23 protein-coding genes are annotated in these 25,637 nt (G+C 63.3%); 14 read left to right on the forward strand and 9 right to left on the reverse strand.

The features are described from left to right. Positions 1–2: 2 nt before the first annotated feature. From catC to CH251_RS16870, 4 genes are read right to left on the reverse strand one after another with little or no spacing between them, the layout of a single operon-like run. A complete protein-coding gene (gene catC / locus CH251_RS16855; RefSeq protein ID WP_094614172.1) occupies positions 3–287 on the reverse strand; it encodes a muconolactone Delta-isomerase in 285 nt (94 codons plus the stop codon). Positions 288–292: 5 nt separating this feature from the next. After that, a complete protein-coding gene (gene catA, locus CH251_RS16860) occupies positions 293–1,159 on the reverse strand; it encodes a catechol 1,2-dioxygenase (protein ID WP_094614173.1) in 867 nt (288 codons plus the stop codon). Positions 1,160–1,199: 40 nt separating this feature from the next. After that, positions 1,200–2,303 carry a mandelate racemase/muconate lactonizing enzyme family protein gene (locus CH251_RS16865; protein ID WP_094614174.1) on the reverse strand — a complete coding sequence of 368 codons (1,104 nt, stop codon included), beginning with the start codon at positions 2,301–2,303 and terminating at the stop codon, positions 1,200–1,202. Further along, the gene (locus tag CH251_RS16870; protein WP_094614175.1) at positions 2,300–3,226 is read right to left on the reverse strand and encodes a LysR family transcriptional regulator; all 927 of its coding nucleotides are present in this window, start codon (positions 3,224–3,226) and stop codon (positions 2,300–2,302) included. Before CH251_RS16870 ends, CH251_RS16865 begins: the two co-directional genes overlap by 4 nt. Positions 3,227–3,434: 208 nt before the next feature. Here CH251_RS16870 and benA point away from each other — a divergent pair, with 208 nt between their 5' ends. From benA to CH251_RS16905, 7 genes are all read left to right on the forward strand, one after another. Continuing rightward, positions 3,435–4,820, forward strand: coding sequence for a benzoate 1,2-dioxygenase large subunit (gene benA / locus CH251_RS16875; RefSeq protein WP_094614176.1), 1,386 nt, complete (start codon positions 3,435–3,437; stop codon positions 4,818–4,820). Between the two features lies 1 nt (position 4,821). Beyond that, positions 4,822–5,361, forward strand: a complete 540-nt coding sequence (gene benB / locus CH251_RS16880) for a benzoate 1,2-dioxygenase small subunit (protein WP_094614177.1) — start codon at positions 4,822–4,824, stop codon at positions 5,359–5,361. A gap of 31 nt (positions 5,362–5,392) precedes the next feature. Further along, a complete protein-coding gene (gene benC, locus CH251_RS16885; RefSeq protein WP_094614178.1) occupies positions 5,393–8,110 on the forward strand; it encodes a benzoate 1,2-dioxygenase electron transfer component BenC in 2,718 nt (905 codons plus the stop codon). Between the two features lie 60 nt (positions 8,111–8,170). Next, positions 8,171–10,873, forward strand: a complete 2,703-nt coding sequence (locus CH251_RS16890) for a LuxR family transcriptional regulator (protein WP_094614228.1) — start codon at positions 8,171–8,173, stop codon at positions 10,871–10,873. A gap of 152 nt (positions 10,874–11,025) precedes the next feature. Beyond that, positions 11,026–12,375, forward strand: a complete 1,350-nt coding sequence (locus tag CH251_RS16895; protein ID WP_094614179.1) for an aromatic acid/H+ symport family MFS transporter — start codon at positions 11,026–11,028, stop codon at positions 12,373–12,375. Continuing rightward, positions 12,372–13,619: a benzoate/H(+) symporter BenE family transporter gene (locus tag CH251_RS16900; protein ID WP_094614180.1), complete on the forward strand. Its 1,248-nt coding sequence runs from the start codon at positions 12,372–12,374 to the stop codon at positions 13,617–13,619. Before CH251_RS16895 ends, CH251_RS16900 begins: the two co-directional genes overlap by 4 nt. A gap of 255 nt (positions 13,620–13,874) precedes the next feature. Beyond that, on the forward strand, positions 13,875–14,297 hold the full coding sequence (locus CH251_RS16905) for a phosphate acetyltransferase (RefSeq protein WP_094614181.1): 423 nt from the start codon (positions 13,875–13,877) through the stop codon (positions 14,295–14,297). 56 nt (positions 14,298–14,353) lie between these two features. On the opposite strand, the gene hydA is transcribed toward CH251_RS16905, so the two are convergent. From hydA to CH251_RS16925, 4 genes are read right to left on the reverse strand one after another with little or no spacing between them, the layout of a single operon-like run. Next, on the reverse strand, positions 14,354–15,742 hold the full coding sequence (hydA, locus tag CH251_RS16910) for a dihydropyrimidinase (RefSeq protein WP_094614182.1): 1,389 nt from the start codon (positions 15,740–15,742) through the stop codon (positions 14,354–14,356). Beyond that, positions 15,739–16,125, reverse strand: a complete 387-nt coding sequence (locus CH251_RS16915; protein WP_094614183.1) for a gamma-glutamylcyclotransferase — start codon at positions 16,123–16,125, stop codon at positions 15,739–15,741. The genes hydA and CH251_RS16915 overlap by 4 nt, the downstream gene beginning before the upstream one ends. 13 nt (positions 16,126–16,138) lie before the next feature. Beyond that, positions 16,139–17,287 carry an FAD-binding oxidoreductase gene (locus tag CH251_RS16920; protein ID WP_094614184.1) on the reverse strand — a complete coding sequence of 383 codons (1,149 nt, stop codon included), beginning with the start codon at positions 17,285–17,287 and terminating at the stop codon, positions 16,139–16,141. Next, a complete protein-coding gene (locus CH251_RS16925) occupies positions 17,277–18,239 on the reverse strand; it encodes a dihydrodipicolinate synthase family protein (RefSeq protein ID WP_094614185.1) in 963 nt (320 codons plus the stop codon). The genes CH251_RS16920 and CH251_RS16925 overlap by 11 nt, the downstream gene beginning before the upstream one ends. 172 nt (positions 18,240–18,411) lie before the next feature. On the opposite strand from CH251_RS16925, the gene CH251_RS16930 reads away from it, so the two are divergent. From CH251_RS16930 to CH251_RS16950, 5 genes are all read left to right on the forward strand, one after another. After that, complete coding sequence (locus tag CH251_RS16930; protein WP_094614229.1) at positions 18,412–19,416, forward strand: LacI family DNA-binding transcriptional regulator; 1,005 nt, start codon at positions 18,412–18,414, stop codon at positions 19,414–19,416. Between the two features lie 207 nt (positions 19,417–19,623). Further along, positions 19,624–20,484, forward strand: coding sequence for an ABC transporter substrate-binding protein (locus CH251_RS16935; protein ID WP_094614186.1), 861 nt, complete (start codon positions 19,624–19,626; stop codon positions 20,482–20,484). A 27-nt stretch (positions 20,485–20,511) separates the two neighbouring features. Next, a complete protein-coding gene (locus CH251_RS16940) occupies positions 20,512–21,252 on the forward strand; it encodes an amino acid ABC transporter permease (RefSeq protein WP_094614187.1) in 741 nt (246 codons plus the stop codon). Beyond that, complete coding sequence (locus tag CH251_RS16945) at positions 21,249–22,037, forward strand: amino acid ABC transporter ATP-binding protein (protein ID WP_306436847.1); 789 nt, start codon at positions 21,249–21,251, stop codon at positions 22,035–22,037. Before CH251_RS16940 ends, CH251_RS16945 begins: the two co-directional genes overlap by 4 nt. 132 nt (positions 22,038–22,169) lie before the next feature. After that, positions 22,170–24,161, forward strand: coding sequence for a TerD family protein (locus CH251_RS16950; protein WP_094614188.1), 1,992 nt, complete (start codon positions 22,170–22,172; stop codon positions 24,159–24,161). Between the two features lie 58 nt (positions 24,162–24,219). Here the strand turns inward: CH251_RS16950 and CH251_RS16955 are convergent, their stop codons facing one another. After that, positions 24,220–24,630 carry a RidA family protein gene (locus CH251_RS16955; RefSeq protein WP_094614231.1) on the reverse strand — a complete coding sequence of 137 codons (411 nt, stop codon included), beginning with the start codon at positions 24,628–24,630 and terminating at the stop codon, positions 24,220–24,222. A 111-nt stretch (positions 24,631–24,741) separates the two neighbouring features. Here CH251_RS16955 and CH251_RS16960 point away from each other — a divergent pair, with 111 nt between their 5' ends. Then, complete coding sequence (locus CH251_RS16960) at positions 24,742–25,074, forward strand: helix-turn-helix domain-containing protein (RefSeq protein WP_256979138.1); 333 nt, start codon at positions 24,742–24,744, stop codon at positions 25,072–25,074. A 92-nt stretch (positions 25,075–25,166) separates the two neighbouring features. After that, the gene (locus tag CH251_RS16965; protein WP_094614190.1) at positions 25,167–25,631 is read left to right on the forward strand and encodes an SRPBCC family protein; all 465 of its coding nucleotides are present in this window, start codon (positions 25,167–25,169) and stop codon (positions 25,629–25,631) included. Positions 25,632–25,637 lie beyond the last annotated feature (6 nt).

The raw sequence follows: 25,637 nt of genomic DNA on the forward strand, positions 1-25,637 counted from the left end.
GCTCACACCGCGGAAATGTCCGACGGATGCTTGGCCAGTGGGCTCACGTCGATACTCATGTACGGGAACAGCGGCAGATTCCACAGAATCTCGTGCAGTCGCTCGTTGTCCCGCACATCGAAGATACTGAGGTTCGAGTACTGACCTACGAGTCGCCAGATGCTCACCCACTCGCCGTCGCGCTGCAGCTGCTGCGAGTACGCCTTCTCTCTGGCGAGAGTGTCGGTTCGTACGTCCGCGTCGAGATCCTGCGGCAGCGCGACGTCCATCTTCACAGCAAACAGCATGTGTCTCAGTCCTTGTCGAGTACGAAGTCGTACGTCACTTCTTGGCCACCGTCGGCATCCTTCGGGTCCAGAATGAGTTCCGGCTTGACGGCGTTGGCGACGTCGTCGTCGTTGTGCGCGTCACCGGGGAAGTAGAGCTGAGTGGTGATCTGCTGGTAGCCGTCGGCGGCGACCTTGAGGTGCAGGTGCGCCGGCCGCCACGGGTGCCAGCCTGCGGCCGAGATGAGATTGCCGCACGCCCCGTCGGTCGGAATCTGGTAGGGCGCAGGTTTCATGGTGTGGATCCAGAATTGGCCCTGATCGTCGGTGGTCACGGTGCCGCGCAGATTCCATTCGGGGATTCCCGGCGCGAACTGCGAGTAGAAGCCGTCTGCGTCGGCGTGCCAGATTTCGATGACGGCATGCGGCAGCGGCGATCCGTCCACGGCCTTGACCTGGCCCTGGAACAGCAGCGGGGTTCCCTTCTCGCCGTCGCGGGTGGGCAGGATTGCGGCCGATCCGAGCTCGGGTGCGTCCGGAACGTAGTACGGGCCTTCGATGGTGCCCTTGCTGCCCTCGCGGGATTCGCCGGCCACTTCTTCGACCACGTGCTCGACCCAGACGTCGAGGAACAGTGGCCATTCACCGGTCTGACCGACGTTGATGAGCCATGCCTTGAGCGCGTTGTACTCGTCGTAGGTCACCTTGTGTTCGCGGACCGTCTCGTGGACCGCCGAAAGCACCTGGCGGGCAAGCAGACTGACGCGCTCGGGTGGAGTGTGGGCAGCGGCCTGCTTGTCGGAGGTGAAGCGCTGGGTGGCGTTCGCACCCGATGCGGCGGCGGTCGCCATCTCGCCGCTCAGGTTGTTCGTTTCTGCGTGATCGACACTCATGTCTGCTCCTTGTGTAAAAGTGTTGTTCGGGGGCTGAAAATCATTGGTCGGTTCGGTATTTCGCGAGTTTGTCCGGGTCGATGCGCACACCGAGTCCCGAGCCCGGCAGGACACTGAGCGTGCCGTCCCGAATTTCGAGGCTCTCGGTGAGAAGGTCGTCGCTCATGTCGAGGAAGTTGGACAGCTCGCCTGCCCGACGCGACGTCAGGTCGAACGCGGCACCGAATGCGACGGTGCACGCCGTCCCGAGTTGTCCGTCGATCTGGTTGCCCATCACCACGTCGACTCCGAGGCCCTCGCACAGGTGGTGGGTCCGCTGCGACGTCGTGAATCCGGTACGAGCGGTCTTGATGCTCACCGCGGTCGCGGAACCACCGAGAATTTCCCGGGTGACCTCGGCCGGTGTGGTCGCCGATTCGTCGGCCACGAAGGGGACGTCGAGTTGTTGGACCAGCCAACGGCGGCCGAGGACGTCGTCGGCCGGGCACAGTTCCTCGGCGAGGGTCAGTCCGAGGTCGGACATCTCTTTCATGGCGCGTGCAGATTCGGCAGCGGTCCAGCCACGATTGCCGTCGACATACAGTTCGGTGTCGGCACCGAGGCCCTCGCGGAGTGCGCGGACGACCGCGATGTCGAGGCCTATCGGTCGGCGGCCGACCTTGACCTTGAAGATGTCGATTCCGTACGTCTCCCGCATCTTGATGGCTTCGTCGACCATCGCTGCCGGCGTGTCGAACCCGAGCATGTGGCTCACTCGCATCCGGTCGGTGTATCCGCCGAGCAATTCGGTGACGGGGAGGTCGAGTGTCTGCCCCAGTGCGTCCCAGATCGCCATGTCAACCGCCGATTTGGCCACCGGATTGCCAACGGTGCGAGCCAGTTTCGCATGCACCACCTCGCGCTCGACGAGGGTGAGGCCGATGATCGCGGGGGCGAAGAGGGTCTCGATCACCGCAGCCACTCCGCGCTGGGTCTCGCCGTAGGTGAAGGGTCGGGGTGGAGCATCGGCGATACCGACGATGCCGTCGTCGGTGTGCACCCGAACCAACACGTGATCGGCCGCAGCGACCTCACCGCTGGCGAACTTCAGCGGTTTTCGGTACGGGATCGAATATGGGATCGCGTCGACGGCGACGATCTTCATGCAATGTCCTTCGGCTGGGAGGGGACGGATCGCTCGAGGCGGGGCAGAACGCCCGCGTCTTCGAGGGCACCGACGAGCGCATCGACGAGTGCAGAGGGCCTGTCTCGGCACCAGGCCAACGCCAGATCGATGGTGCTCGCGCCGGCGATGTCGCGGAACACAACACCGTTCAACTGCAGGGCACGAACGGATTCCGGAACCAACGCAACACCCAATCCCGCTGCGACGAGTGCCAGCAGGACCGAAGTATCCGGGGCCTCGTGTTCACGACGGGGGCTGAAACCTGCTGCGCGACAACTCGACACCACAGCTTCGTTGACGACCGAATGAGTGTCGGAGTACATCACGAAGTCCTCGTGGGCCAGATCGGCGACGTCGAGCGCCGGTTCGGTGGAGAACCGATGATCGACGGGCAGCGCGAGCACCATCGATTCCGTGGTGATGGTGCGCAACACCAGATCGTCGCCCGCAACAGGTGGTCGCAGCACAGCGACGTCGAGATGTTCCGAGCGCAGCCCGTCGACCTGCGCCGGGGTCAGCAGGTCGCCGTGAATTTCCAAGGCGATGCCGGGCAGCCTCTGTTTGATCGCTCGCGCAATCGGCGGTAGCTGGTCGAAGGCAGCGGTACCGGTGAAGCCGATGCGTACCAACCCGTATCGGCCCTCGGCGATCCTTCGGACTCCTCGCGCGCTCTGCTCGAGGTTGTCGAGGTTGCGGAGCGTTTCTCGGTAGAAGAACTCTCCCGCCGGAGTAAGGCTCACCTGGCGGGTTGTCCTGGCCAACAGCGTCACACCCAGCTCGGCCTCCAACTGGCGAACCGATTGCGACAACGCCGGCTGAGCCAGGTGCAGCCGCGTAGCGGCTTGCCCGAAGTGCCGAGTCTCGGCCACGGCCACGAAGTGGTACAGGTGCCGAAGTTCCATGACCGAGCCTTTCTGTTCGTCCAGGGGGTGACCCCGACCACACTAGAGGCCCAATCCATCGTTGACAAAGACCTATTTGCGGCCGATTGATAAGCCATAAATATCAATAGACCCCCAGGTTGGGCCTAGGCAAAGCCCTGGTGTGACGGCGACCACTCCCTGACACAGTCGCTTGTAATCGACTTCGAAGCGCCTGGAGGAACCCGATATGACCGACATGCTGGATCACGTACATAACACGATCGACAGAGCGGTGATCGACGATGTCGCGGCGGGCATCTACCGCGCCAACCGCAGCATCTTCACCGACGAGGAGGTTTTCGAGCTCGAGATGAAGCACATCTTCGAGGGCAATTGGATCTACCTGGCCCACGAAAGTCAGCTCCCGAACAACGGCGATTACTTCACGGTGCACATGGGTCGACAGCCCGTTGTCATCACCCGTGACAAGGACGGCGAGCTGCATTGCCTCATCAACGCCTGCGCCCATCGCGGTGCGATGCTGTGCCGACGCAAGACGGACAACCGCACCACGCTCACCTGTCCGTTCCACGGCTGGACGTTCCGAAACGACGGCACACTGCTGAAGGTCAAGGATCCCGACGGTGCCGGCTACCCCGACACGTTCGACGTCGACGGATCGCACAACCTCACCAAGGTGCCCCGCTTCGAGAGCTACCGCGGATTCCTCTTCGCGAGCCTGAACGACGACGTCTCGACCCTGTCCGAGCACCTCGGTGACACGACGAAGGTCATCGACATGCTCGTCGACCAGTCACCCGAGGGCCTTGAAGTCCTCCGTGGATCCTCGTCGTACACCTTCGACGGAAACTGGAAAGTGCAGGCGGAGAACGGGGCCGACGGCTATCACGTCAGTGCCGTGCATTGGAACTACGCCGCGACCACCTCGCGCCGCAACAACGGTGAATCGAAGAACACCACCAAGGCGCTCGACGCCGGGGGCTGGGGCAAGTCCGGCGGTGGCTACTGGTCCTACCCCAACGGCCATCTCTGCTTGTGGACCTGGGCGGCCAACCCCCAGGACCGCCCGCTGTGGGACCAGATGGACGCGTTGAAGGAGAAGTTCGGCGACGCGAAGGGCGAATTCATGGTGAAGGGTTCACGCAACCTGTGCCTGTACCCGAACGTCTATCTGATGGACCAGTTCAGCACACAGATCCGGCACTTCCGGCCGATCGCGCCGAACAAGACCGAGGTCACCATCTACTGCATCGCTCCCAAGGGTGAGAGCAAAGAGGCTCGCGCACATCGGATCCGGCAGTACGAGGACTTCTTCAACGCCTCCGGCATGGCGACACCCGACGACCTGGAGGAGTTCCGCTCGTGCCAACTGACGTTCCAGGCGACCAATGCGCCGTGGAACGACATGAGCCGCGGCGCGGAGCACTGGCTCACCGGACCCGACCCGGTGGCCGAGGCACTCGACATGCCCGGTGTCATCTCGGCGGGTGTCAAGAACGAAGACGAGGGCCTGTTCCCCGTCCAACACGGCTACTGGCGCAGAACCCTGCTCGCTGCCCTCGACAAGCAGCGCGAAGCCGACTCCGCACCCGTTGCAGCACAGGAGGTCTGACATGACTGCCACCGTCGACAACACCGATACCGACCGTGCCGCCTCGTCTCGGCTGATCACCCAGTCCTCCATCGAGCAATTCCTCTACCGCGAAGCGCGCTACCTCGACGATCGCGAGTTCGAGAAGTGGCTCACGTGCTACGCGGACGACGTCGAGTACTGGATGCCCTGCTGGGACGACAACGACCTGCTCACCGAGGATCCGCAGACCGACATTTCGCTGATCTACTACGAGAACAAAGGTGGGCTGGAGGATCGGGTGTTCCGCATCCGGACCGAACGGTCCAGTGCCACGTCGATACCCGAACCACGGACCAGTCACAACATCAGCAACGTCGAGGTCATCGAACGTCGGGGAGATATCGTCGACGTTCGATTCAACTGGCACACGATGTACTTCCGCTACAAGACCATCGATCCGTACTACGGAACATCGTTCTACACGGTCGACTTTTCCGGCGACTCGCCGCTCATCCGGCGCAAGACCGTGGTGCTGAAGAACGACTACATCCATCACGTCGTCGACATCTATCACTTCTGATCGATCTGCCGTAATCCCGAGGAGTTCCATCGTGAGTCATTCCGTCGCACTGTCTTTCGAGGACGGTGTCACCCGCTTCATCACCTGCGAGGACGAACAGACCGTCGCCGACGCCGCCTATCGCTCGCGGATCAACATCCCTCTCGATTGCCGGGACGGTGCGTGCGGAACCTGCAAGGCCTTGTGCGAATCGGGGGAGTACGACGGCGGTACCTACCTCGACGACGCGCTCTCGCAGTCCGAATCGGACGAGGGCTACTGCCTGCCCTGCAGCATGAAGCCCACCTCCGATCTCGTACTGCAGATCGCCAGCACATCGGCGGTGGCGAAAACCCAAGCGGCAACGCATGACACGGTCGTGACCGCCGTGGAGAAACTCTCTCCGACGACGGTCAGGCTCGCCGTCGAGGCACCGGCAGACCGAGCACTCGCCTTTCTTCCGGGCCAATACGTGAACATCACCGTCCCCGGGTCCGAGGAAACCAGGTCCTATTCCTTCAGTTGCGTGTCGGGATCCGACGAGCTGGAGTTCCTGGTCAAGCTCACCCCGGGTGGCCTGATGTCCACCTACCTGAACGACACGGCGGCCGTGGGGGACAAGATCTCGTTCACCGGCCCACACGGCAGTTTCTTTCTGCGCGAGGCTCAGCGGCCTGCGCTGCTGTTGGCCGGCGGGACCGGGCTGGCCCCGATCCTGTCGATTCTGCGTACCCTGGCGGCCGAATCGAGCAGTCGTCCAGTGCATCTCGTGTATGGAGTCAGCACCGACGACGACGTCGTCCAGCTGGACGAACTCGCCGATCTGGCAAGTGCGCTCGACTCGTTCACGTGGGATCACTGCGTCTCGGATCCCCGCACCACGGCTACGAACAAGGGGTACGTCACCGCCCTGTTGACCGACGCACACCTCAACGGCGGTGATATCGCGGTCTACCTCTGCGGTCCGCCTCCGATGGTCGAGGCCGTCCGAATGCACTTCACCGAGGCCGGAATCGAACCGACCGGCTTCTACTACGAGAAGTTCGCGCCGTCCTCGGCAGCTGTGAAGGAGAGTCTCGACGACACCGATTCTGCGACGGAGGTTCTGGCGAACGACGACCGGCAACCGACCATCGACGCGGCAGTCGCCACAGTCGATGCCGACGTCGTACCTGCAGCATCGGCCGACCTCGAACCCGCTCTCGACGGCAGGCGCATCTTCGGACGAGCGGTGTTCGGCAGTCGCGTAAGGGAACCTCTGCACGAGCGAAACACGGGCTTCTCGGCGTCCGACGAGGCGGAAACCATGCGCGCGATCGCAGGTCAGCGCGTCGCCGTGGCCGGCTCGACGGCCGACCGGGGCGGGTTGGACGAGAGCCTAGACCTGGCCCTGACCCCGGAGGCGCACTCCGTTGCAGCGCAACGTATCTGGCCGCCGCGAGATATTCAGCCGCTCGTCGTGCGGAGTTCCGAAGTTACCCCGGTGTCTGCCTCGAATTCGGGGTACGAGATCGGCGAGGAACATCCCTCCGTGCATGAGTCGGACGCGGTGTTCGAGGCCAGGCGCGCCCTCGAACTCGGTGCCCTCGAACTCGTGATCGGCCGACTGTCATCGCAGCAGATCTCCGGCTACCGATTGCTGGCGGAGACCACCACCCGCTACGTCGACGGAGATCGGTTCGTCGACGCCGCCGCCTACACCGAGACCAACGCTGCCTTCCACGATTACCTCTTCACCCAGACGGGCAACGAGCACCTGCTGCAGGCTTATCGGGCCCTCGGGGTCAAAGCGGCGATGGAGGACGTGCTGCGTAACGCGACCTGGTGTGATCCGCTCTGCGCTCAGGACCACTTGGACATCGTCGACGCGTTCGAGGCCGAGGACCGTGCGCGCGCACGGACGCTGATCGCCGATCACGCCGACCGCTCGAAGGCGACGATGAAACGCGCCATGCACGAATCCCGGTCGAACAAACGCCCCAAGTTCGTCAGCCCGGGTCGGTTCGCAGGCAAGGTCGTGCTGATCACCGGCGCGGCTCAGGGCATCGGGGAATGCGTCGCCCGGCGCATCGGTGCCGAAGGCGGATCGCTGATCCTGGCCGACCGGTCCGAGTTGGTGGAATCGCTCACCGAGGAATTTCGGCGAGACGGCGTCGAGGCTGCCCCCGTGATCGCAGACCTCGAAACATGGGACGGCGCTTCGGCGGTGGTCGACGCCGCACTCGCCGCGCACGGTCGCATCGACGTGTCCATTCACGTTGTCGGCGGCACCATCTGGGCCAAACCGCTCGCCGAGTACCCGCCCGAGCAGATCGAGAAGGAAATTTCCCGCTCGCTCTTTCCGACGCTGTGGTCCTGCCGAGCCGTGATCCCACACATGATCGAACGTGGTGCCGGCACCATCGTCAACGTCTCCTCGGTCGCGACCCGCGGCATCCACCGGGTCCCCTACGCAGCAGCGAAGGGCGGCGTCAACGCGATCACTGCGACTCTGGCACTCGAGGCGGCACCGCATGGTGTTCGTGTGGTGGCCACCGCTCCAGGCGGAACCGACGCACCGGCACGGCGCGTTGCTCGCGGGCCCGCGCCCTCCAGCGACCAGGAGAAGGACTGGTACCAGGCCATCGTCGACCAAACGGTGGAGTCCTCGCTGCTCAAACGCTACGGAACACTCGACGAGCAGGCCGCGGCGATCTGCTTCCTCGCCTCCGACGAGGCGTCGTACATCACCGGCACCGTGCTCCCGGTGGCCGGCGGCGATCCGGGCTGAGTCATGACGGTGTTGGTTCGATTGCCGGACGCACTCCGGCTCCGCGGATACGGTGGCGTCATGTCACCTTCACCGTTGATCGGCCGCGGTGAACTGGTGGACGTCCTGTTCCGGGCAGTCGGTGCGTCCGCGACTGAGTCGACTTTCGCGGTGCTGACCGGACCGCCTGGCATCGGCGCGTCGTCGATTCTCCGGCAGCTGGAACGGACGGTCGGTACCGAGGTGCAGCGCACGGTGGTGCGCCGCATCGGTGCGGTGCCGTGGGAAACGCAGGTGCCGTTCGCCCTCGTCAGGCAGTTCGTCCCAGATATCGACATAGAGGGGGCCGAGCCGGTCGATTGGGGAAACCGAGTCGCCGACGCGTTGCCGCCGGACTGTGTGACAGTCCTGCTGATCGACGACGCACACGACTGCGATGCGGACTCGCTCCGTGCACTCGCCTCCGCCGTTCGGCATCATCGGTACGGGAAATTGGCGGTGGTGTGTACTCGAAAGCCGTTGCCCGAAGGCAGTATCGAATCGCATCGGGTTCTCGACCGCGCCGCAGACCTGTCGCTGGCGGTACCGGCACTGACAGTGGCGGCCGTGGCCGAAATTGCTGCGCTGCAGGGGGTCATTCTGTCGCCGTCCTCGGCTGCGCACCTTGCGCGACACACCGGCGGACGCCCTCGGTACGTACTGGCGTTGCTGAACGAGGTGCCTGGCGAGACCTGGAAGGGTGTTCGCCCCGAGTTGCCGGCACCTGCTTTCGTGGCGGCCGAGGTTCGGACGACGCTCGGGCTGTGTACCGACGAGGCCCGACACCTGATCACAGCCGTCGCAGTTCTCGAATGCGGCCGACCGTTGACGACGGTGTGCCAGGTCGCCGGCATCGAAGACCCCTGGCCTGCTGTCGATCTCGCGGAGGAGCTCGCACTGGTGAACGTCCGGCGCAGCTCGGCAGCCACCATCCTCGAGCCTCCCGATCCGACGGTGCGCGCCGCGGTGCTCTCGACGATGAGCAGAGTCGAGCGAGCACAACTGCACCGAGCCGCTGCAGCAGCCGAGGCCGACCCGGCCGATCAGCTCGCGCATCTGGTCGAAGCGTCGCCACTGCCCGACCCGCTGGTATCGGACCGATTGGACACTCTCGCCGCCTCTCGGGCAAGTAGGGGTGAATGGGCAACGGCAGCAGGACTTTACCTCTTGTCCAGTCGGTCGACACAGGAGCCGGCCGAGCGAGAGGATCGATTGGTTCGCGCGGTGGACGCCTTGATCGGTGCGGGGGACATGCGCACGGCCTCGGATTACATTGCCGAGATCGAAAGTTTTCGCGAGACCCCGACTCGCAATGCCGTTCTCGGGTACCTGGCCATCCTGCGGGGCCGCCCCAACGAAGCCGAAGCTCGGCTCACTCGGGCATGGCAGCTGGTCCGGACGCGACACGACCCCGAGGTCGCCGCCGTGATCTGTCATCGGCAGGTATTGCACAATCTGGCGCGCTGCGACGGTGCCAACCTCGTTCGGTGGGCCGATCGCGCAGTGGAACTCGTCGGAGCCGACCACGCAACCGCGGTGGAGGCACAGTCCATTCGAGGTCTCGGTTTGGCGGGCACGGGCCTTGTCGCAGAAGCGCTGAGCAGTTACCGAGACCTGTGGGGTCACGCCAGTACCGGGGCAGTCGGGCAACGTGTGCAGATGGGCGCAGGCTGGCTGCACTTCGCAACGGACCGCATCGATCTCGCGCGCTCCGAGCTCGAAGCCGCAGCACCGACGGACTTCCTCGGCGGTTCGACGCGAATCTCGTTGTGGGCTCATGGTTGGCTGGCGCGCACCTATTTCGTCACCGGCGAGTGGGATGCTGCGCTGCGCTTGGTCGGAGCTGGTTCCGATCTGGCCGACCGCTCCGGTGCCGCGTTGATCCTTCCTCTGCTCCAGTGGACCGCAACGCAGATCCACGCGCTCCGCGGAGATTGGGAGGCCGCTGCGGCCAGTGCGCATCGAGGCAATTCCGGCGCGCGCGATTACGCGATCATGCGGGTGCCGACGGCTCTCGGCCGTGCTGCCATCGCGGAGGCTCGAGCCGACTATGCCGGCGTCCTACGCGCTCTTGCACCGTTGACCGAGCAGTGGGCTCACGCCGATGTGTCCGAACCTGGTTTCTGGGCTTGGCCCGATGTGTATGCCAACGCGTTGATAGTCGAGAGCCGACTCGACGAGGCCGACGAGTTTCTGACTCCGCACGAGGCCAGAGTGCGAGACCGTGGTCATCGCTCCGCACACGCGCGTCTTGCCTGCGCGCGGGGCCGCCTGCACGGCGCGATCGGCGACCTCGACTCTGCGCGAGCCTCATTCGAGGATGCGCTGGCATCGCTCGCGCCGCTACCTCTGACATACGATCGCGCCCGGGTCAATTATGCCTACGGTCAGACCCTGCGCAGGGCAGGTAAGCGACGCGAGGCCGATGCAGTCGTCAGCGCCGCCCGAGAGGGCTATCTCGCGCTGGGTGCCGATACGTACGTTCGGCGGTGCGACCGTGAGCTGAAAGCGGGTGGCGTGCACGCGGTCCTGAAGAACCGGGCCCACGACGCGTTGACTCCGCAGGAGGATGCCGTCTCGAGCCTGGTCGCCACGGGAATGACCAATCGCGAGGTCGCCGCCGAATTGTTCTTGTCGGTCAAGACTGTTCAGTTTCATCTGACCAGGGTGTACGCCAAGATGGGTATCCGTTCGAGAGCCGAATTGGCGGCCGCCCGAGCGACCGATGAAACCTCGGCAACATGATTGGAAGACAACAACTTTCGTAATGCCGAGGTAGGCGCTAGGCAAAGCCCTGGTGTGACTCGGCGCACAGTCTGGAACAGTGAAACTACCCGCTCGGCCGTCAGCGCCGATGCAGTCTCGACGCGGTACCCCCTGACCGAAAAGGATCCCCGATGAATGCCCCGGACTCCACCACCAACTCCAGTTGGGCCAGTGACCGACACCGCCGAAGTGTGTTGTGGATCGTTGCACTGTCAACGGCAGCAATTGTTTTCGACGGCTACGACCTCGTCGTCTACGGTACCGTGCTGCCGACTCTGCTCGCCGATTCCGCTCAGCTGGGCGCGCTCGATCCGGAAACTGCCGGCGCACTGGGTTCCTACGCCCTGATCGGAGTCATGGTCGGTGCCTTGACGGCCGGTGCTTTCGGTGATCGGATCGGTCGTCGCAGAACGATGTTGACGTGCATCGTCTGGTTCTCGGTGGGGATGGGGGCAACTGCCCTCGCACAGAACATCACGATGTTCGGCCTACTTCGGTTCCTGACCGGCATCGGAGTCGGTGGCCTCGTCGCCACTGTCGGTGCCATGATCGCCGAGTTCGCACCGCCCGGACGACGAAACCTGTTCAACGCCATCGTCTACAGCGGCATCCCAGCAGGCGGTGTGCTGGCATCGCTGGCTGCGATCACCCTGCAGGATTCGATCGGGTGGCGCGGACTGTTCTGGATCGGAGCTCTCCCGCTGTTCGTGCTGCTGCCGCTGGCCGTGCTTCGGATGCCGGAGTCCCCACGATGGCTGTTGGCACACGGACGCGTCGCCGACGCCCAACAGATCTGTGATCGAACCGGTATTCCGATGCCCGAGGTCGAGCCTGCTGTCGCCGGGGATCGGGTCGGGTTTGCCGCGCTGGCTCGTAAACCCCTTCTACGTCCGACAGCCCTTCTGGGTCTGATGAGCTTCTCCGGCCTACTGCTGACCTACGGCCTCAACACCTGGCTTCCACAGATCATGTCCGAGGCGGGATACAACGCGAAGGGCTCACTGTCATTCCTGTTGGTGCTCAACGGCGGTGCCATCATCGGCGGACTGATCGCCTCCCGTGTCGCCGATCGCACCGGACCGCAACGGGTCATCGCAGTCACCTTCTGCCTCGCCGCACTGTCGTTGGTTCTGCTGACACTGAACTTCCCGCTCGGTGTCCTGCTCGTCGCCGTTGCCGGTGCCGGCATCGGTGCCATCGGCACCCAGGTCCTGATCTACGGATTCGTCTCGAACTACTATCCCACCACCGCCCGCGCAGCAGGTGTTGCGTGGTGCGCCGGATTCGGCCGGCTCGGCGGCATACTGGGCCCGCTACTCGGCGGAATATTGCTCGGAGCCGGCATCGCGTCGTCCACGGCGTTCTACATCTTCGCCGTCGTAGCGCTGCTCGGAGCGCTCGTCACAACCGCTGTCCCCGCGGTTCGGGTACTGCGAAGGTCCGATCGTGCGTCTACCGAACCGGTGAAAGTGGCTGAATGACAGATATATTCGAGAGACTGGCTTCCAGCGAACTGCCGGAGCGGCGCCCGCCGAGTCTGCGTGTCCTGCGCGCCGACTTCGGCGGGCAGTACTTCGGCGCAGGTGCAACCGGTGTGCTGTTCAGCGCGACCGGTCCGGTTGCGGTCATCATGGGCGCTGCAGCCGCCGGCTCGCTCACCGCCGCGCAGACCGCGTCGTGGGTCTTCGGTGTGTTTGTGCTCAACGGAATTCTCACCGTGGTGGCGAGCTGGGCGTACCGGATGCCGCTGAGTTTCTTCTGGACTATTCCGGGCACCGTTCTGGTCGGCCAGTCGCTGGCATCGCTGACCTGGCCGGAAGTCGTCGGGGCCTACCTCGCCACCGGGATGCTCATCATCGTGCTGGGAGCTACCGGCGTGGTCTCGAAACTGATGGCCTTCCTGCCGCACAGCGTGGTGATGGCCATGGTTGCCGGTGCGTTTCTGTCGTTCGGAACCGGACTGGTGCAGTCGGTTTCGTCCAATGTGCTCGTCGCCGGTAGCATGGTCGTGGCGTGGTTGGCGCTGACCCGATCCGATACCTGGTCCAAACGGGTGCCCCCGGTCCTCGCCGCACTGGTTGCCGGGCTCGTTGCTCTCGCAGCATCCGGCGGGTACACCAGACTGAGTGGCCCCGCGGCCGAGCTGCCCCTCGTCGGTCTGCCCGAACTCGTTGCGCCGTCGTTCAGCGGGGCGGCAATGGCTCAGTTGGTGATACCTCTCGCCATCACCGTGGTCGCGGTACAGAACGGACAGGGCGCTGCAGTACTGAACTCTGCGGGCCACCGGCCGCCGATGACTGTCGTCACCATCGCCTGCGGTGTCTGGTCACTTCTGGTTGCGCCACTGGGCGCGGTGTCGACATGTCTTGCCGGTCCGACCAATGCCTTGCTCGTTGCCGTGGGTGAACGATCGCGGCAGTACACCGCAGGAATTACCTGCGGCGCATTGGCCATCGTGGTGGGTCTACTCGCTCCGCTGCTGGTGCGAGGACTGGCCGTGGTACCCGCAACCTTCATCGCCGCTCTCGCAGGATTGGCCATGCTCGAGGCTCTACGCGGCGCATTCACTGCTGCGTTCTCCGACTCGACCGGGCTACCTGTGCTAGCACCCCTGATTACCTTGCTGGTCACCATCTCCGGTACCGATGTCGGAGGACTCGGCGCACCGTTCTGGGGACTGGTTGCGGGGGTTGCGGTGACGTACCTACTCGACCGTCGACACTAGGCGTCGCCGGCGGCTACGAATGCTGCACGAACTGACGGAGCCGAGCAGTTGGGGCGGAGTCACTTCGGCTCTGGATACGCCGGGCGCAGACCGATTCCGTTCAGGCAGGAAGAAGTGTCACGACTGCGCGGCGACTGTCGGTAGGCATCTGGATTGTGCGGTAGGGCCAGGTTGACCCACCGAACTGTGCAGATGTCGATATTCTTTCGTCGGGTGCTGGTCCGAGAGATCGCTGTTCTAGGGCATCATGGGCATATGAGCGATCCCGAATACCTCGCCACTTTGCTTTCTGCGATCGATGCGGAGATCGCGCGGATCTCTGCCGCCGAATCGGGCTCCGACGAACTGGCGTCGGCTATCGACGACGCGGCCGATGCCGTCTTTCGGTTGCGTGAGAAGGTCAAGGCCGGCTACTCCGGTAAGAAGGCCTACTACCTCGCGGCGTCGACCGATCCGAAGGGAATCAGGGTCGAGGGAATTTCTGCCCTGCACGGCAAGCGTGCCCACGAATTGGCCCGAGACGGTGGTTGGATGCACGCCGATTCCAGCACCGTCCTCGATGCTCTCGATGACGACCGAATGAGTCGGTACCACGCCATCGCCGGGCGCGGGGTCGCACAGACGTTTCGAGACGCACGTGAATACCTGGCGGCGGCAGTAGCTCTCGCCGACAAGTAGTCCGAAGTAGCACCACGTCTAGGCAGCTGAACCCGTCGACGGTAGGAGTCCGGGCCTCACATGCTGAAGGCTCCACCGAAGTCGAGTGGTGTTGCTTCGAGGTGGCGTCCGCGGGGAGTGGCGTCGACGAGTTCGCCGTCGTGGACGACAATCTCGCCGCCCACGATCACGGTGACCGGCTTTCCTCGAAGTCGGTGTCCCTCGTACGGGGTGTAGTCGGTCGCCATGTGCAGTGTTTCGGTGGTCACCGTCCATTCCAGTTCGGGATCCCATATCGCGACGTCGGCGTCGGACCCCGGCATCAGCGATCCCTTGCGTGGATACAGGCCATTGGTGCGCGCTGGATTCGCCGCGGTCAACTCCACGAATCTGCTTGCCGTCAGACCCAATCCGTCTACGTAGTGCGAGTAGATCACCGGGAGACGCGTCTCGACTCCGGGCAGTCCGTTGGGCATATGCCGCACGTCGTGGCTGTGCACCTGCTTCTGTGCGGTGTCGTAGCAGCAATGGTCGGAACCGATGGTGGTGATGTGCCCGGTGAACAGGTGACGCCCGAGTTCCTCGACCACCTCGGCCGAGCGCAGCGGTGGGCAGCAGACGAATCGTTCCGGTTGCTCACCCTCATAGGCCGAGTCGTCGAGGATCAGATGGTGGGCGACCGATTCGGTGAAAGCAACAAGTCCTCGCTTGCGAGCGTCCGCGACCAGTTCGACGGCAGCCGGGGTGGACTGATGCACGAAGTAGACCGGTGCACTCTGTGATTCGGCGATCGCGAGAATTGCTGCGACCGAGGCGGTCTCGGCGAGCTCCGGCCGCGTTTGCGACATGTGTGCGGCATCGACACCGTCCGATGCCGCCGCGAGGTTCTGCGCGTCGGTCACGATCGCGTCGGATTCGCAGTGGATGATGACCATTCCGCCGAGATCGCGAGTGGTCTGCATCGTGTTGAGGATGGTGTGTTCGTTGGCCATCGTCTCACCGGCGTAGGTGGTGAACATCTTGACAGTTCGGATGCCGGCGTCGGCCAGCGTCTTCAGTTGGTCGGCGGTGGTGTCGGTCCACTCGACGACGCAGGCGTGCAGGGCCGAATCACACAGTCCGCTGGATGCTTTCGCACGCTGTACCTCGGCGGCGTCCAGTGGTTGTTGACCGGGACGGGGGATGGCGAAGTCGATGATCGTGGTGGTGCCGCCGAAGACGGCCGCCGTCGTGCACTCGAGATACGAGTCGAGCGAGGTGAATTCGCCGGAGGTGAATCCGACGTGGCAGTGCGGATCGACTCCTCCCGGCATGACCAGTTTCCCGGTTGCGTCGATGACCTCCGCTGCTGCTTCGACCTCGCTGCCGGGGGTGAGCACCGCAACGACTCTGCCGTCGTCGATGAGCAGGTCTGCCTTCGCGGTCCAATGGGATTCGACGACCGTTCCGCCGCGCACGACCTTCATCGGGTGCTCGCAAGGTAGGTCAGCCATCCGCCGCGGTCGCTGATGTCGGTGACACCCGTGGCCGTCAGGTGGCTCTCACGCATTCGCATCGACAGGGAGCCCGAGCCATCCGCCAACTCGATGACCCCGAGTTCGAGTTCACTCGGCTCCCTGGGAAGGAGCTCGTCGCGCAATACGTCGTACTCGACCTCGTACAGCTCGCCCGGTACCACGAATCCATCGGTTGCGACCGGGTGCAAACCGGGAAACTCGTCGCGCACGGAGAAAAATCGGTATTTCGGTGCGGTATCGACTTTCCCCACGAGTCGCGCCTTGTGCAATGCGTCGTTCAGAGTGCCGCCGGACATCGCCTGTCCGTTGACGAACATCGTGACCAGTGCCATGCGAAGCCTTCTTTCAGTGAGTCCGGAGCCGGACGAGTCGGTTCGGAGAGAACGCTGATACGTCGACGTCGGGTTCGGTGCCGTGTACCAGGTCCGAGAGAATGTGCCCCCACAACGGGGCGAACGTGAAGGAGTAGGTGCCGCCTGCCACGAAGAGGCCTGGGGCTCCGTCCAGTTCGCCGATGACCGGCATCTCGTCGGGCGTCGTGACGACCGGGCCGGTCCAGGTATCGAGTAGCGGGCTCTCGCCGAGCGCGGGCAGAAGCCGTCGAACCTGCTCGAGATTCCCTGTGGTGCTGTCGGATCTGCTGGGGGCCGTCTCTGTGTCGTGGAACGTACCCGCGGGCCAACCGCCGCCGAGGACGAGGCGTCCCGCACGGTCCTGCTTGATCGACATTCCTTCTCCGACGTGCTGTACGAGCACTTCGAGCGTCCGGGGCGCGGCTTTCAGCGCGTGCATTTGCAACGACGTCGGGACGAGTTCGAGCGATATCCCCGCCATCGCGGCGATCGGTGCCATCCACGGACCGGCTACGTCGATCACGGCGGGGGCGAACCAGCTTTGTTCACCCGCACGCACGTTCCACACGCCATCGTTACGGGTCAATCCGGTCACCGGCGTCGACGGATGGATTGTGGCACCCTCGGCGACGGCCTGCCGCAGCATCGCGGGCCCCGCCAGATCGGGTTCGGCGAATCCGTCCCAGGGACACCAGGTTGCGGCCTGAATGCTCGAGCCGAGCAGCGGTAGCGCCTGCCGCGCTTCGTCACCGCTCAGTACCTCCGTCGGAATCCCCGCATCGCGTTCCCATCGGTGCTTCGTGATGAGGGCGTGGACCTGCTCTTCGGTTTCGGCCACCATGAAGCCGCCGCACCGGTTCAGTCCGAGGCCGGGCACTGTCTCGTCCATGGTGTTCCACAGAGTGCTCGTTGACTTCTGCAACGGAAGTAGCTGTTCGACGTCGACGGCTGTGCCCTGCCCGGGCCTGCGGGTGTGAATCGTCTGGATGTGCAGGTTGCCCGCGGTCGTACCCGAGCCGGCGGTGTTGGGCAGGGTGCGATCGAGGACAGCGACGCGGGATCCCGCGCGGGTGAGGGCGAGAGCCGTTGCTGCGCCTACGATTCCGGCTCCGATGACAACGACGTCGACTTCAGTTCGCATGCACAGCTCCAGCAGTCGTGTACGCATCGTCGATTCCGGATTCGACGATGACGGATTGCAGCGCGGCAATCGTGTCGGCGTCGGTGACCGGAAGCAGTGGTTCTCGCACAGTGCCTCCTGGTTGACCGAGAAGGTTCATCACGGCCTTCAACTGGGGGATGGGGGAGGCGTACACGCCGCTGTAGTCCGGGGCGATGAGCCGGCCCGAGAACGCGCGATAACGATCGACCCAGATGCGCGCTGTGTCGGCGTCCCGTGCAGCGACGGCCTCGTAGAACGGCACCGCGAAGGGTGCACCCACCCCACCGCCGTCGATGTTGCCGTCCCCGCCCAGCTCGAGCAGTGTGGCAAGGCCGCGTCGATGCAGAAAGCTGCCGAATACGCGGACGCGGTCGGACACGGCCTCGACGGTGTCGAGCATGGCGAGCCAATCGCCGGTGCTGTCCTTGATCGCGACGACGTTCTCCAGGTCGGCCAGCCGCGAGAACAAGCCGGGCGAGTCACCCATGTCGACGGCGACGCCGCGCGGCCAGTTGTAGACCATGAACGGCAATGATGTTGCGGTGCTGACACTTCGGTAGTACCGAAATGTTTCCTCCGCCGAGGTGTGTACGTACGGCGGGGGCGTTGCCAGTATGCCGTCCGCGCCGACGGAAGCAGCGTGCCTCGCCAGCGCGGAGGACTGCGCGGCTGTGTACGCGCTGACACCGATCACGACAGGGAAGCGGCCTGCTACGGCATCGATCGATGCTTCCGCGACGGTCTTTCGTTCGTTGTCGCTCTGACTGAACCATTCGCCTGTGCTGCCGTTCACGAGGACACCGTGAACTCCCGTCTGCGCGTAGAGGTTCATCAGGTCGAAAATTGCCTCGGTGTCGACTTCACCCGACTGCGTGAACGGTGTGGGAGCAGCGGGCCAGTAACCGGACCACGCGACATCATCGCGATTCATAGGAGTGCCTTTCGGGCTCGGGACGATCGACGCCGCGTCGTACCCGCATTTATGGGATCGATTGCATAGACTGCCTTCGGGGTGGTCGAGCCGTCAAGCCGGAAACGTACTCGTAACGCGACCACGGTCGAATATGTCTGTCCGAGGCGTGAAGCAAGAGAACGGAGAACCGATGGCGGTCACCTTGATCGACGTTGCGAGCGCTGCTGGGGTTTCGCGCAGCACGGCATCACGCGCGTTGAGTGGATCGTCGCTGATCTCAGCGGAGACACGGGCAGCGGTGGAGGATGCGGCCCGGGTTCTCGGGTATCGGCCGAACAGGGCTGCGAGCGCGCTGCGCTCCAACCGGTCGCATTTGATCGGTCTGGTCATGAACAACCTGCTCAACGCGACCTTTCACACTGTCGCCGAGGTCGTCCAAAAGAGGGCAGCCGCCAGCGGATTTCAGGTCCTGCTCTGCATCACCGATGCCGATCCGGCGCGCGAGGACGACGTACTGGCAATGCTGGGCGAGCACGGCGTCGATGGAACCATCGTGATCGGCAGCGGTCGAAGTGCGGCGGCGTCGAATGCGCTTCTGGAGCAGGGCCGAGCGGTGGTCAACCTGATCCGTTCGGTGAAGGGGAGCTCTGCGTCGACGGTGCTGGCAGACGACGTAACGGGTGCTCGCGACGCGACAGCGCACCTGATCGAACTCGGGCACAGTCGTATCGGGTATGTCGGTGGAAACGAGGATGCGACGTCCGGACGTGAGCGCTACGAGGGCTATCGACTGGCGCTGGCGGACGCAGGTATTCCGGTCGACGAGACGATCGTCCGGAAAGGCCCGTTCACCACCGAATTCGGCGCCGAAGCGATCAATTCGCTACTGGATGCACCCCAGGCGATGACTGCTCTCTACGCGGCCAACCACGAGGCTGTCTTCGGCATCCTGCCCACGCTCGTCGGCAGAGGGGTGTCGGTGCCGGACGAGTTGTCGCTGATCTGCCACGAGGACATGCCGTGGCTCGCGATGTGGCGGCCGGCAATCACAGTCGTCGACAACGGTGCCGCTCAGTTGGCGAATGTGGCAATGGACCTGCTGTTCCAGCAGATCAAGGACTCGCTCGAACCCGATGGGCGCACGTATCGAATCGGTGCTCGTCTGGTGGAGCGGTCGTCGTGTGCCGCACTGTGATCGGTGAGCGCGATCACCTGCGAACGGTTAACAGTTGATGTACCGCGTGTCGGCAGTGTTAACCGCGTTGACGCCTCCGAATTCGTCTGCGACGCTTGATGCAATCGATCCCAAAGGATCGACTCTTCTCGAATCACCCCCCTCATCGTCGCTGCCGCCCCGTCCTCGAACGTGTAGTGCTGCAGTCGATATCGAAAGGCTCGCTCAATGCGCAAGTTAACAGGACTCGCCGCTATCGCTGTCGTGGTTGCCGGCCTCACTGCCTGTAGTTCCTCGGACGATTCCGTAGCCGCGCCGACGGACTGCACACCCACGCTCGGTGCTTCGGACCTTGCCGAAGAAGGCGTACTGACGATGGCCACCAACGCGACTCTTCCGCCGATGCAGTACGTCGATCCGAACGGGGACGTGATCGGCATGCGCGTCGACCTCGGTAAGGAGATCGCCAAGCGCCTGTGTCTGACGCCGAAGTTCGTCAACATCGAGTTCGAGGCACAGATTCCCGGTGTGCAGGCCGGTCGATGGGACATGATCGACACCGGCATGTTCTACACGCCTGCACGTGCCGAGACCATCGATCTCGTTCCGTACGAGGTGCAGGCAGTCTCGATCTCGGTGCCGTCGGGCAACCCCGAATCGATCTCCAGCGTGGACGACCTGGCGGGCAAGACCATCGGGGTCGAAGCGCCCGGATACGAATTCGACACGCTGACCGCCATGGCCGAGCAATTTGCGGCCGAAGGAAAGCCGGCGCTGACGGTGCAGACGTTCAAGACCAATGCCGATGCTTATCAAGCGCTTTCGGCGGGACAGCTCGACGGCACCTCCATCGTCGAGTCGGTCACGTCGTTCTACCAGGAAGACGGACGCTTCGAGACAGCCGTCGGTGGAATCAACGAGGCACCCCTGGCAATGGGATTCGCCAAGGGCAGCAAATCCTCCGCTGAGGTGGCGCGCGTGCTGTCGGAGATGAGGAGCGATGGCTATCTGCCCGAGCTGTTCGAGCAGTACGACGTCACCGGATACGACGGCGATATTGCCGTCAGCACAGGTCCTCTCGACAGCTGATCCGATCAACGCAAGAAAGGCACCCCCATGTGGTCCTGGGACGCATTCTTCTCCATTCTGACGAGCACTCAGCTGCTCGAAGGCGCGTGGGTCACGATCTGGCTCACCGTGGTCAGCATGATCCTCGGACTCGCTCTCGCAGTGGTGGTGGCCTCCGCGCGATCATCCAAGCTCGTGCCCCTGCGAATAGTCGCCGGGTTCTACGTGTGGCTGATGCGCGGCACGCCTCTGCTGGTGCAGCTGGTGATCATCTACACCGGACTGCCTCAGGTCGGTATCAAACTGGGTGTGATCGAGGCGGCACTCGTGGGCTTGGTTCTCAACGAAGCCGCATACCTGTCGGAAATAGTCCGTTCCGGACTGCTGTCGGTTCCTACCGGACAGACCGAAGCGGCACGAGCCCTCGGCATGTCGCCCACGAAGGTCTTCCGCGTGGTGGTTCTTCCGCAGGCGCTGAGGGTGATGATTCCTCCACTCGGCAACAGCTTCAACGGGTTGCTCAAGACCACAACTCTGGTGTCGGTCATCTCCGTACAGGAATTGCTGCGACGGACCCAGTTCCTGGTGCAGGTGAATTTCCGAGTGCTGGAAGGGCTGTGCGCCGCAGCGTTGTACTTCCTGGTGCTGACGACTCTGTGGGGGTTGATTCAGAAGATGATCGAGGTACGAGTAGGGCGTGGATACGACCGCAATTACCGCCGTAAGGGCGGACCGTCGAGTCCGAAGCTCGACGACAGCGCGATGAAAGCCGAGGCCGTGAACCGATGACCAGTCCGACGTCTGAGACCACGAAGGCCACGACGATGGTCGAGGTCAGGAACATGACCAAGGCCTACAACGATCTCGTCGTCCTCGACGACATCGATTTCACGGTGGACAAAGGGGAAGTGGTCCTGCTGCTCGGGCCGTCGGGAAGTGGAAAGAGCACCTTGCTGCGCACGCTCAACTGTCTCGAGACCATCGAATCCGGGACCGTCCGAGTATGCGGCGAGATGATGGGCTTCTCGGAAGGGGCCAAGCGAACGCCGCTGTCGGAGGCGCAGATCGCCAAGCAGCGGCACCACACAGGAATGGTGTTCCAGAGCTTCAACCTGTTTCCCATGATGACGGCGCTGGACAACGTCGCATCGGGCCCACGTCATGTCCTCGGCACCCAGAAGGACAAGGCGCGCAGGCAAGCTCAGGAACTACTCGACCTCGTCGGACTTGCAGACAAGGGAGAGAACTATCCGTCACAACTGTCCGGTGGTCAGCAGCAACGCGTGGCGATCGCACGAGCGTTGGCAATGAAGCCCGAAGTGATGTTGTTCGACGAGCCCACCTCTGCCCTCGATCCCGAGATGGTCAACGAGGTGCTCGACGTCATGCTTCGACTCCGCGACGAGGGTATGACGATGGTGGTGGTGAGCCACGAAATGGGCTTCGCGAAAGCGGCCGCAGACCGAGTTGTTTTCATGAGCGACGGGAAGATCGTGGAAGAAGCACCTCCCGGCGAGTTCTTCTACAATCCAAAAAATGCTCGTACACAACAGTTCTTGAGTCGTATCCTCTGACCGGCGTAAGCGGGGCCAACCATGCGTGCCGTAGGTCGAATGAATGAATGTCGGGCGTCTACGACTCACACCGTCACGCTGTGAATAGGGTGAACAGTCGGAGTCCGATTTGTCCGACAGGAGCGTGTCAGCGTGAGTTCACCCATTCTCGTCAAGGGCCAGAACATTTCCCTGCCGGAAGACGTGACCGAACTGGATGTCATCGTGTCCTGGGTGGACCCGGAGCGAGATCTCGATGCGTCTGCACTGCTGGTGAATTCGAGCGGGCGCGTTCGGTCCGATGCAGACTTCGTCTTCTACAACCAGCCGGAGTCTTCGGACGCGACCGTACGCTACCGCGGGAGCAGTAGCACCGACGAAGGCAAACAGGAACGAGTGTCGATCCATCTCGATTCTCTCGCAGCCGAAGTCGAGAAGGTGGTCATTGCGGGTAGCTCCGACGATGTTCCGTTGGGTGACTTCGGGAAACTGTCGATGCAGGTGCGGGATCAAACCGGTTCGGTGCTCGGGGAGTTCCTCACCGCCGATGCGTCGTCGGAGCGAGCGTTGGTGTTCGGGGAGGTCTACCGACGGAACGGTGCATGGAAACTACGCGCGGTCGGGCAGGGCTGGGAATCCGGGTTGGGTGGTTTGGCACAGGACTTCGGTGTCGACGTCGACGACACCGAGCCCGAAGCGTCGGCGCACGGTGTTGTCGTTGTGGAGGTCGCTGACTCGCATGTGCAGGCAGTCGACACGACCGGTGAGATCGTCGACGTTTCGGTTGTCGACGTCGAACCGCCGAAACGCGGGGTTCGCACCAAGAAGCCGGTTGCCAAGAAGGTCACGCCGCCGCAGTTCACCCTGGCAGGGGGAGAAGGCTGGCAGACGGCTCGCCTGTTCTCCGTTGCTGGTGTCGGATCCGGTGAGGAGCAGGAGAAGAGGGCCACCTCGGCGCTGATCGCGACGATGCAGGCGGTTCGTCCGTTCGCTCGCGCAATCTGCGCACATGCCGGCGCGCCGTCCGGTCCATTCGAGGGCTACCTCGAAGTGCAGTTCGCCAAGGGTGAGGGCAAGGTCATCCCCGACGGTGTGTTTCGGGTATCGCGTGCGGGCCAAGTGTGGACCGCGTTGCTGGAAGTGAAAACCGGCACCGGCAAGCTACAGAAAGAGCAGCTCGAGAACTACCTCGATGTCGCGAAACGACACAGATACGAGACCGTGCTGAGCTTGTCCAACGACATACCGGCTTCCGCCGGTGAGCTCCCGGTGCAGGTGAACAAGGCCAAGCTGAACAAGGTATCGCTGCGGCATATCTCGTGGTCCGAGGTCATTCACGAAGCCCGAATGTTGTTGTCGCACGGCGACCTTGCAGATTCACTGCAGGTATGGATTCTGAGCGAATTCGTCCGGTATCTGACGCACCCGAAGTCCGGCGCGACGGAGTTCGTCGACATGGGTCGCCACTGGGTTGCAGTTCGCGACTCCGTCGCCGCCGGAACCCTCCGCTCCAGTGATGTCAAGGCCTTGTCCGTGGCGAACACGTGGGCGTCGCTGTCCAGGCACCTGGCGTTGCGAATGACTGCCGATCTCGGTGTTGCGGTGAGGCATCACCTTCCGAGGAAGTTCAGCGGAGATCCCCAGGCGCGCAACGAGCACATCGTCGAGCAGCTCGTTGCCTCCGGGTACCTCTCGGCCACGTTGCGCATTCCTGATGCCGCCGGAGATGTCACAGTCGAAGCGGACCTGCGTACCAACAAGATTCAGTGCAGAACCGCTATCGACGCGCCTACGGATGGGACCGCGCTTCGACGAGCGGCATGGCTGCTCAAGCAATTGAAGAACGCTCCCGCCGACATCCTGGTCGAAGCCGTGTTCTCAGACCCAGGCGAAATATCCTGCGAGAACTTGGCGACCGTGCGAGCGGATACCAAATCGTTGACCGCAGGCCGGACCAGCGAACTGCAGTACTTCACGCTGACGTCACCGACCAAGATGGGTAGCAAGCGCTCGGGATCTGCGGCCAGCTTCATCGGTAGCGTGACCGACGGTCTCGACGCCTTCTACCGCGACGTCGTGCAACCGCTGAAGCCATGGGTCCCGTCGGCCCCGGAATCGTCGTCCCATGATATCGCGGACGACTGAGCGCCCGACTGCACGAGTAGCCCACGACGTCTCCATGAATCGGGGCCCGCAGTGAAATTCAGTCGAGGATTGCGGTCGCCTCGACCTCTACGAGTACGTCCGGTTCGAAGAGGTAGTCGACGCCGATGAGCGAGGCGGGCGGCATGGGAGTCGGAAGTCCGATAGCGACGGCGACCTGTTCGACACCTGTCATGAACTCGGCGATCTTCTCCGGTGCCCAATGGGTGACATAGAACGTCAACCGCACTACGTCGCCGAATGTCGCGCCCGCACCTGCCAACCCGATGGCAGTATTTCTCAGCGCCTGTGCAACCTGACCCGCAAGGTTGCCAGGGGCCATCGGGGTACCGTCGGCGAGGCGTGCGATCTGGCCGCTGACGTATACGTGGCGCGTACCGGTACCTACGGCGACATGGTGGTACGGCACGTGCTGAGTCATGCCTTCCGGACTGGAATAGGTGACGGACATCGACTTCTCCTCGGTTGTTGCGGCTAGGTATAAAATTGATACCTGGTACACGAAAGTCACTTCAAGGAGACGTGGTTTCATGACCGATACCTCGGCCTCGACGAACTCACCATCAGCGCACCCCACCGCGAGCTGCTCGATCAGGTACTCGACAAATGGTCGCTGGCCGTACTCAACGAACTCTGCGAACACCCCTCCCGCTTCAACGAACTGCGTCGCGCGATTCCGAGCGTGACACAGAAATCGCTCACCGCGACATTGCGCAAACTCGAACGAAACGGAATTGTCGAAAGGGTCCTGCTCAGTTCGCGTCCTGTCGCCGTCGAGTACCGAATCACGCGTCTGGGGAAAACGCTTCGGACGCCGATCGACGTCATCTTGCAATGGGCTACCGACCATATGCCGGAGATCGAACGAGCTCGCCAGGACTTCGACCTAGCATGACGACGGTCCGAGTCGGCAACTCGATATGCAGTGTCACTCGAACTCCAGATGGCCGAAGATTGAAGGTGGCCGATTGTGGGCAAGCGGTAGTCATGACAGAGAACACCAAGGTCACAGTCGAACGCACCATCGAAGCGCCCGTCGACGCAGTATTCGACGTCCTCTCCAATCCCGAGCGGCATCAGGCCCTCGACGGATCGGGCTTCGTACGCAGCGTGGACCACGCCGATCGCATTCAGAAGGTCGGCGAGAAGTTCACGATGAACATGCAGGGCGATCACATGGGTGGCGAGTACCAAACCGACAACCACGTGACCGGCTACATCAAGGACAAGCTGGTCGCATGGAAGACGGCCCCCGCCGGCAACGAGCCTCCCGGATGGGAGTGGCTGTGGGAGCTCGAATCTCAGGGCCCCAACGAGACGCTGGTCCGCCACACCTACGACTGGTCCAAGGTCACGGACAAGAAGTTGCTCCAGCAGATCAAGTTCCCGCTGGTGACCGAAGATCAGCTGAACGACACGCTCGCTCGACTGGCAGTCGAAGCGACGTCCTGAGTTCAG

The sequence above is a fragment of the Rhodococcus sp. 06-462-5 genome (assembly GCF_002258315.1).
Taxonomy (GTDB): domain Bacteria; phylum Actinomycetota; class Actinomycetes; order Mycobacteriales; family Mycobacteriaceae; genus Rhodococcoides.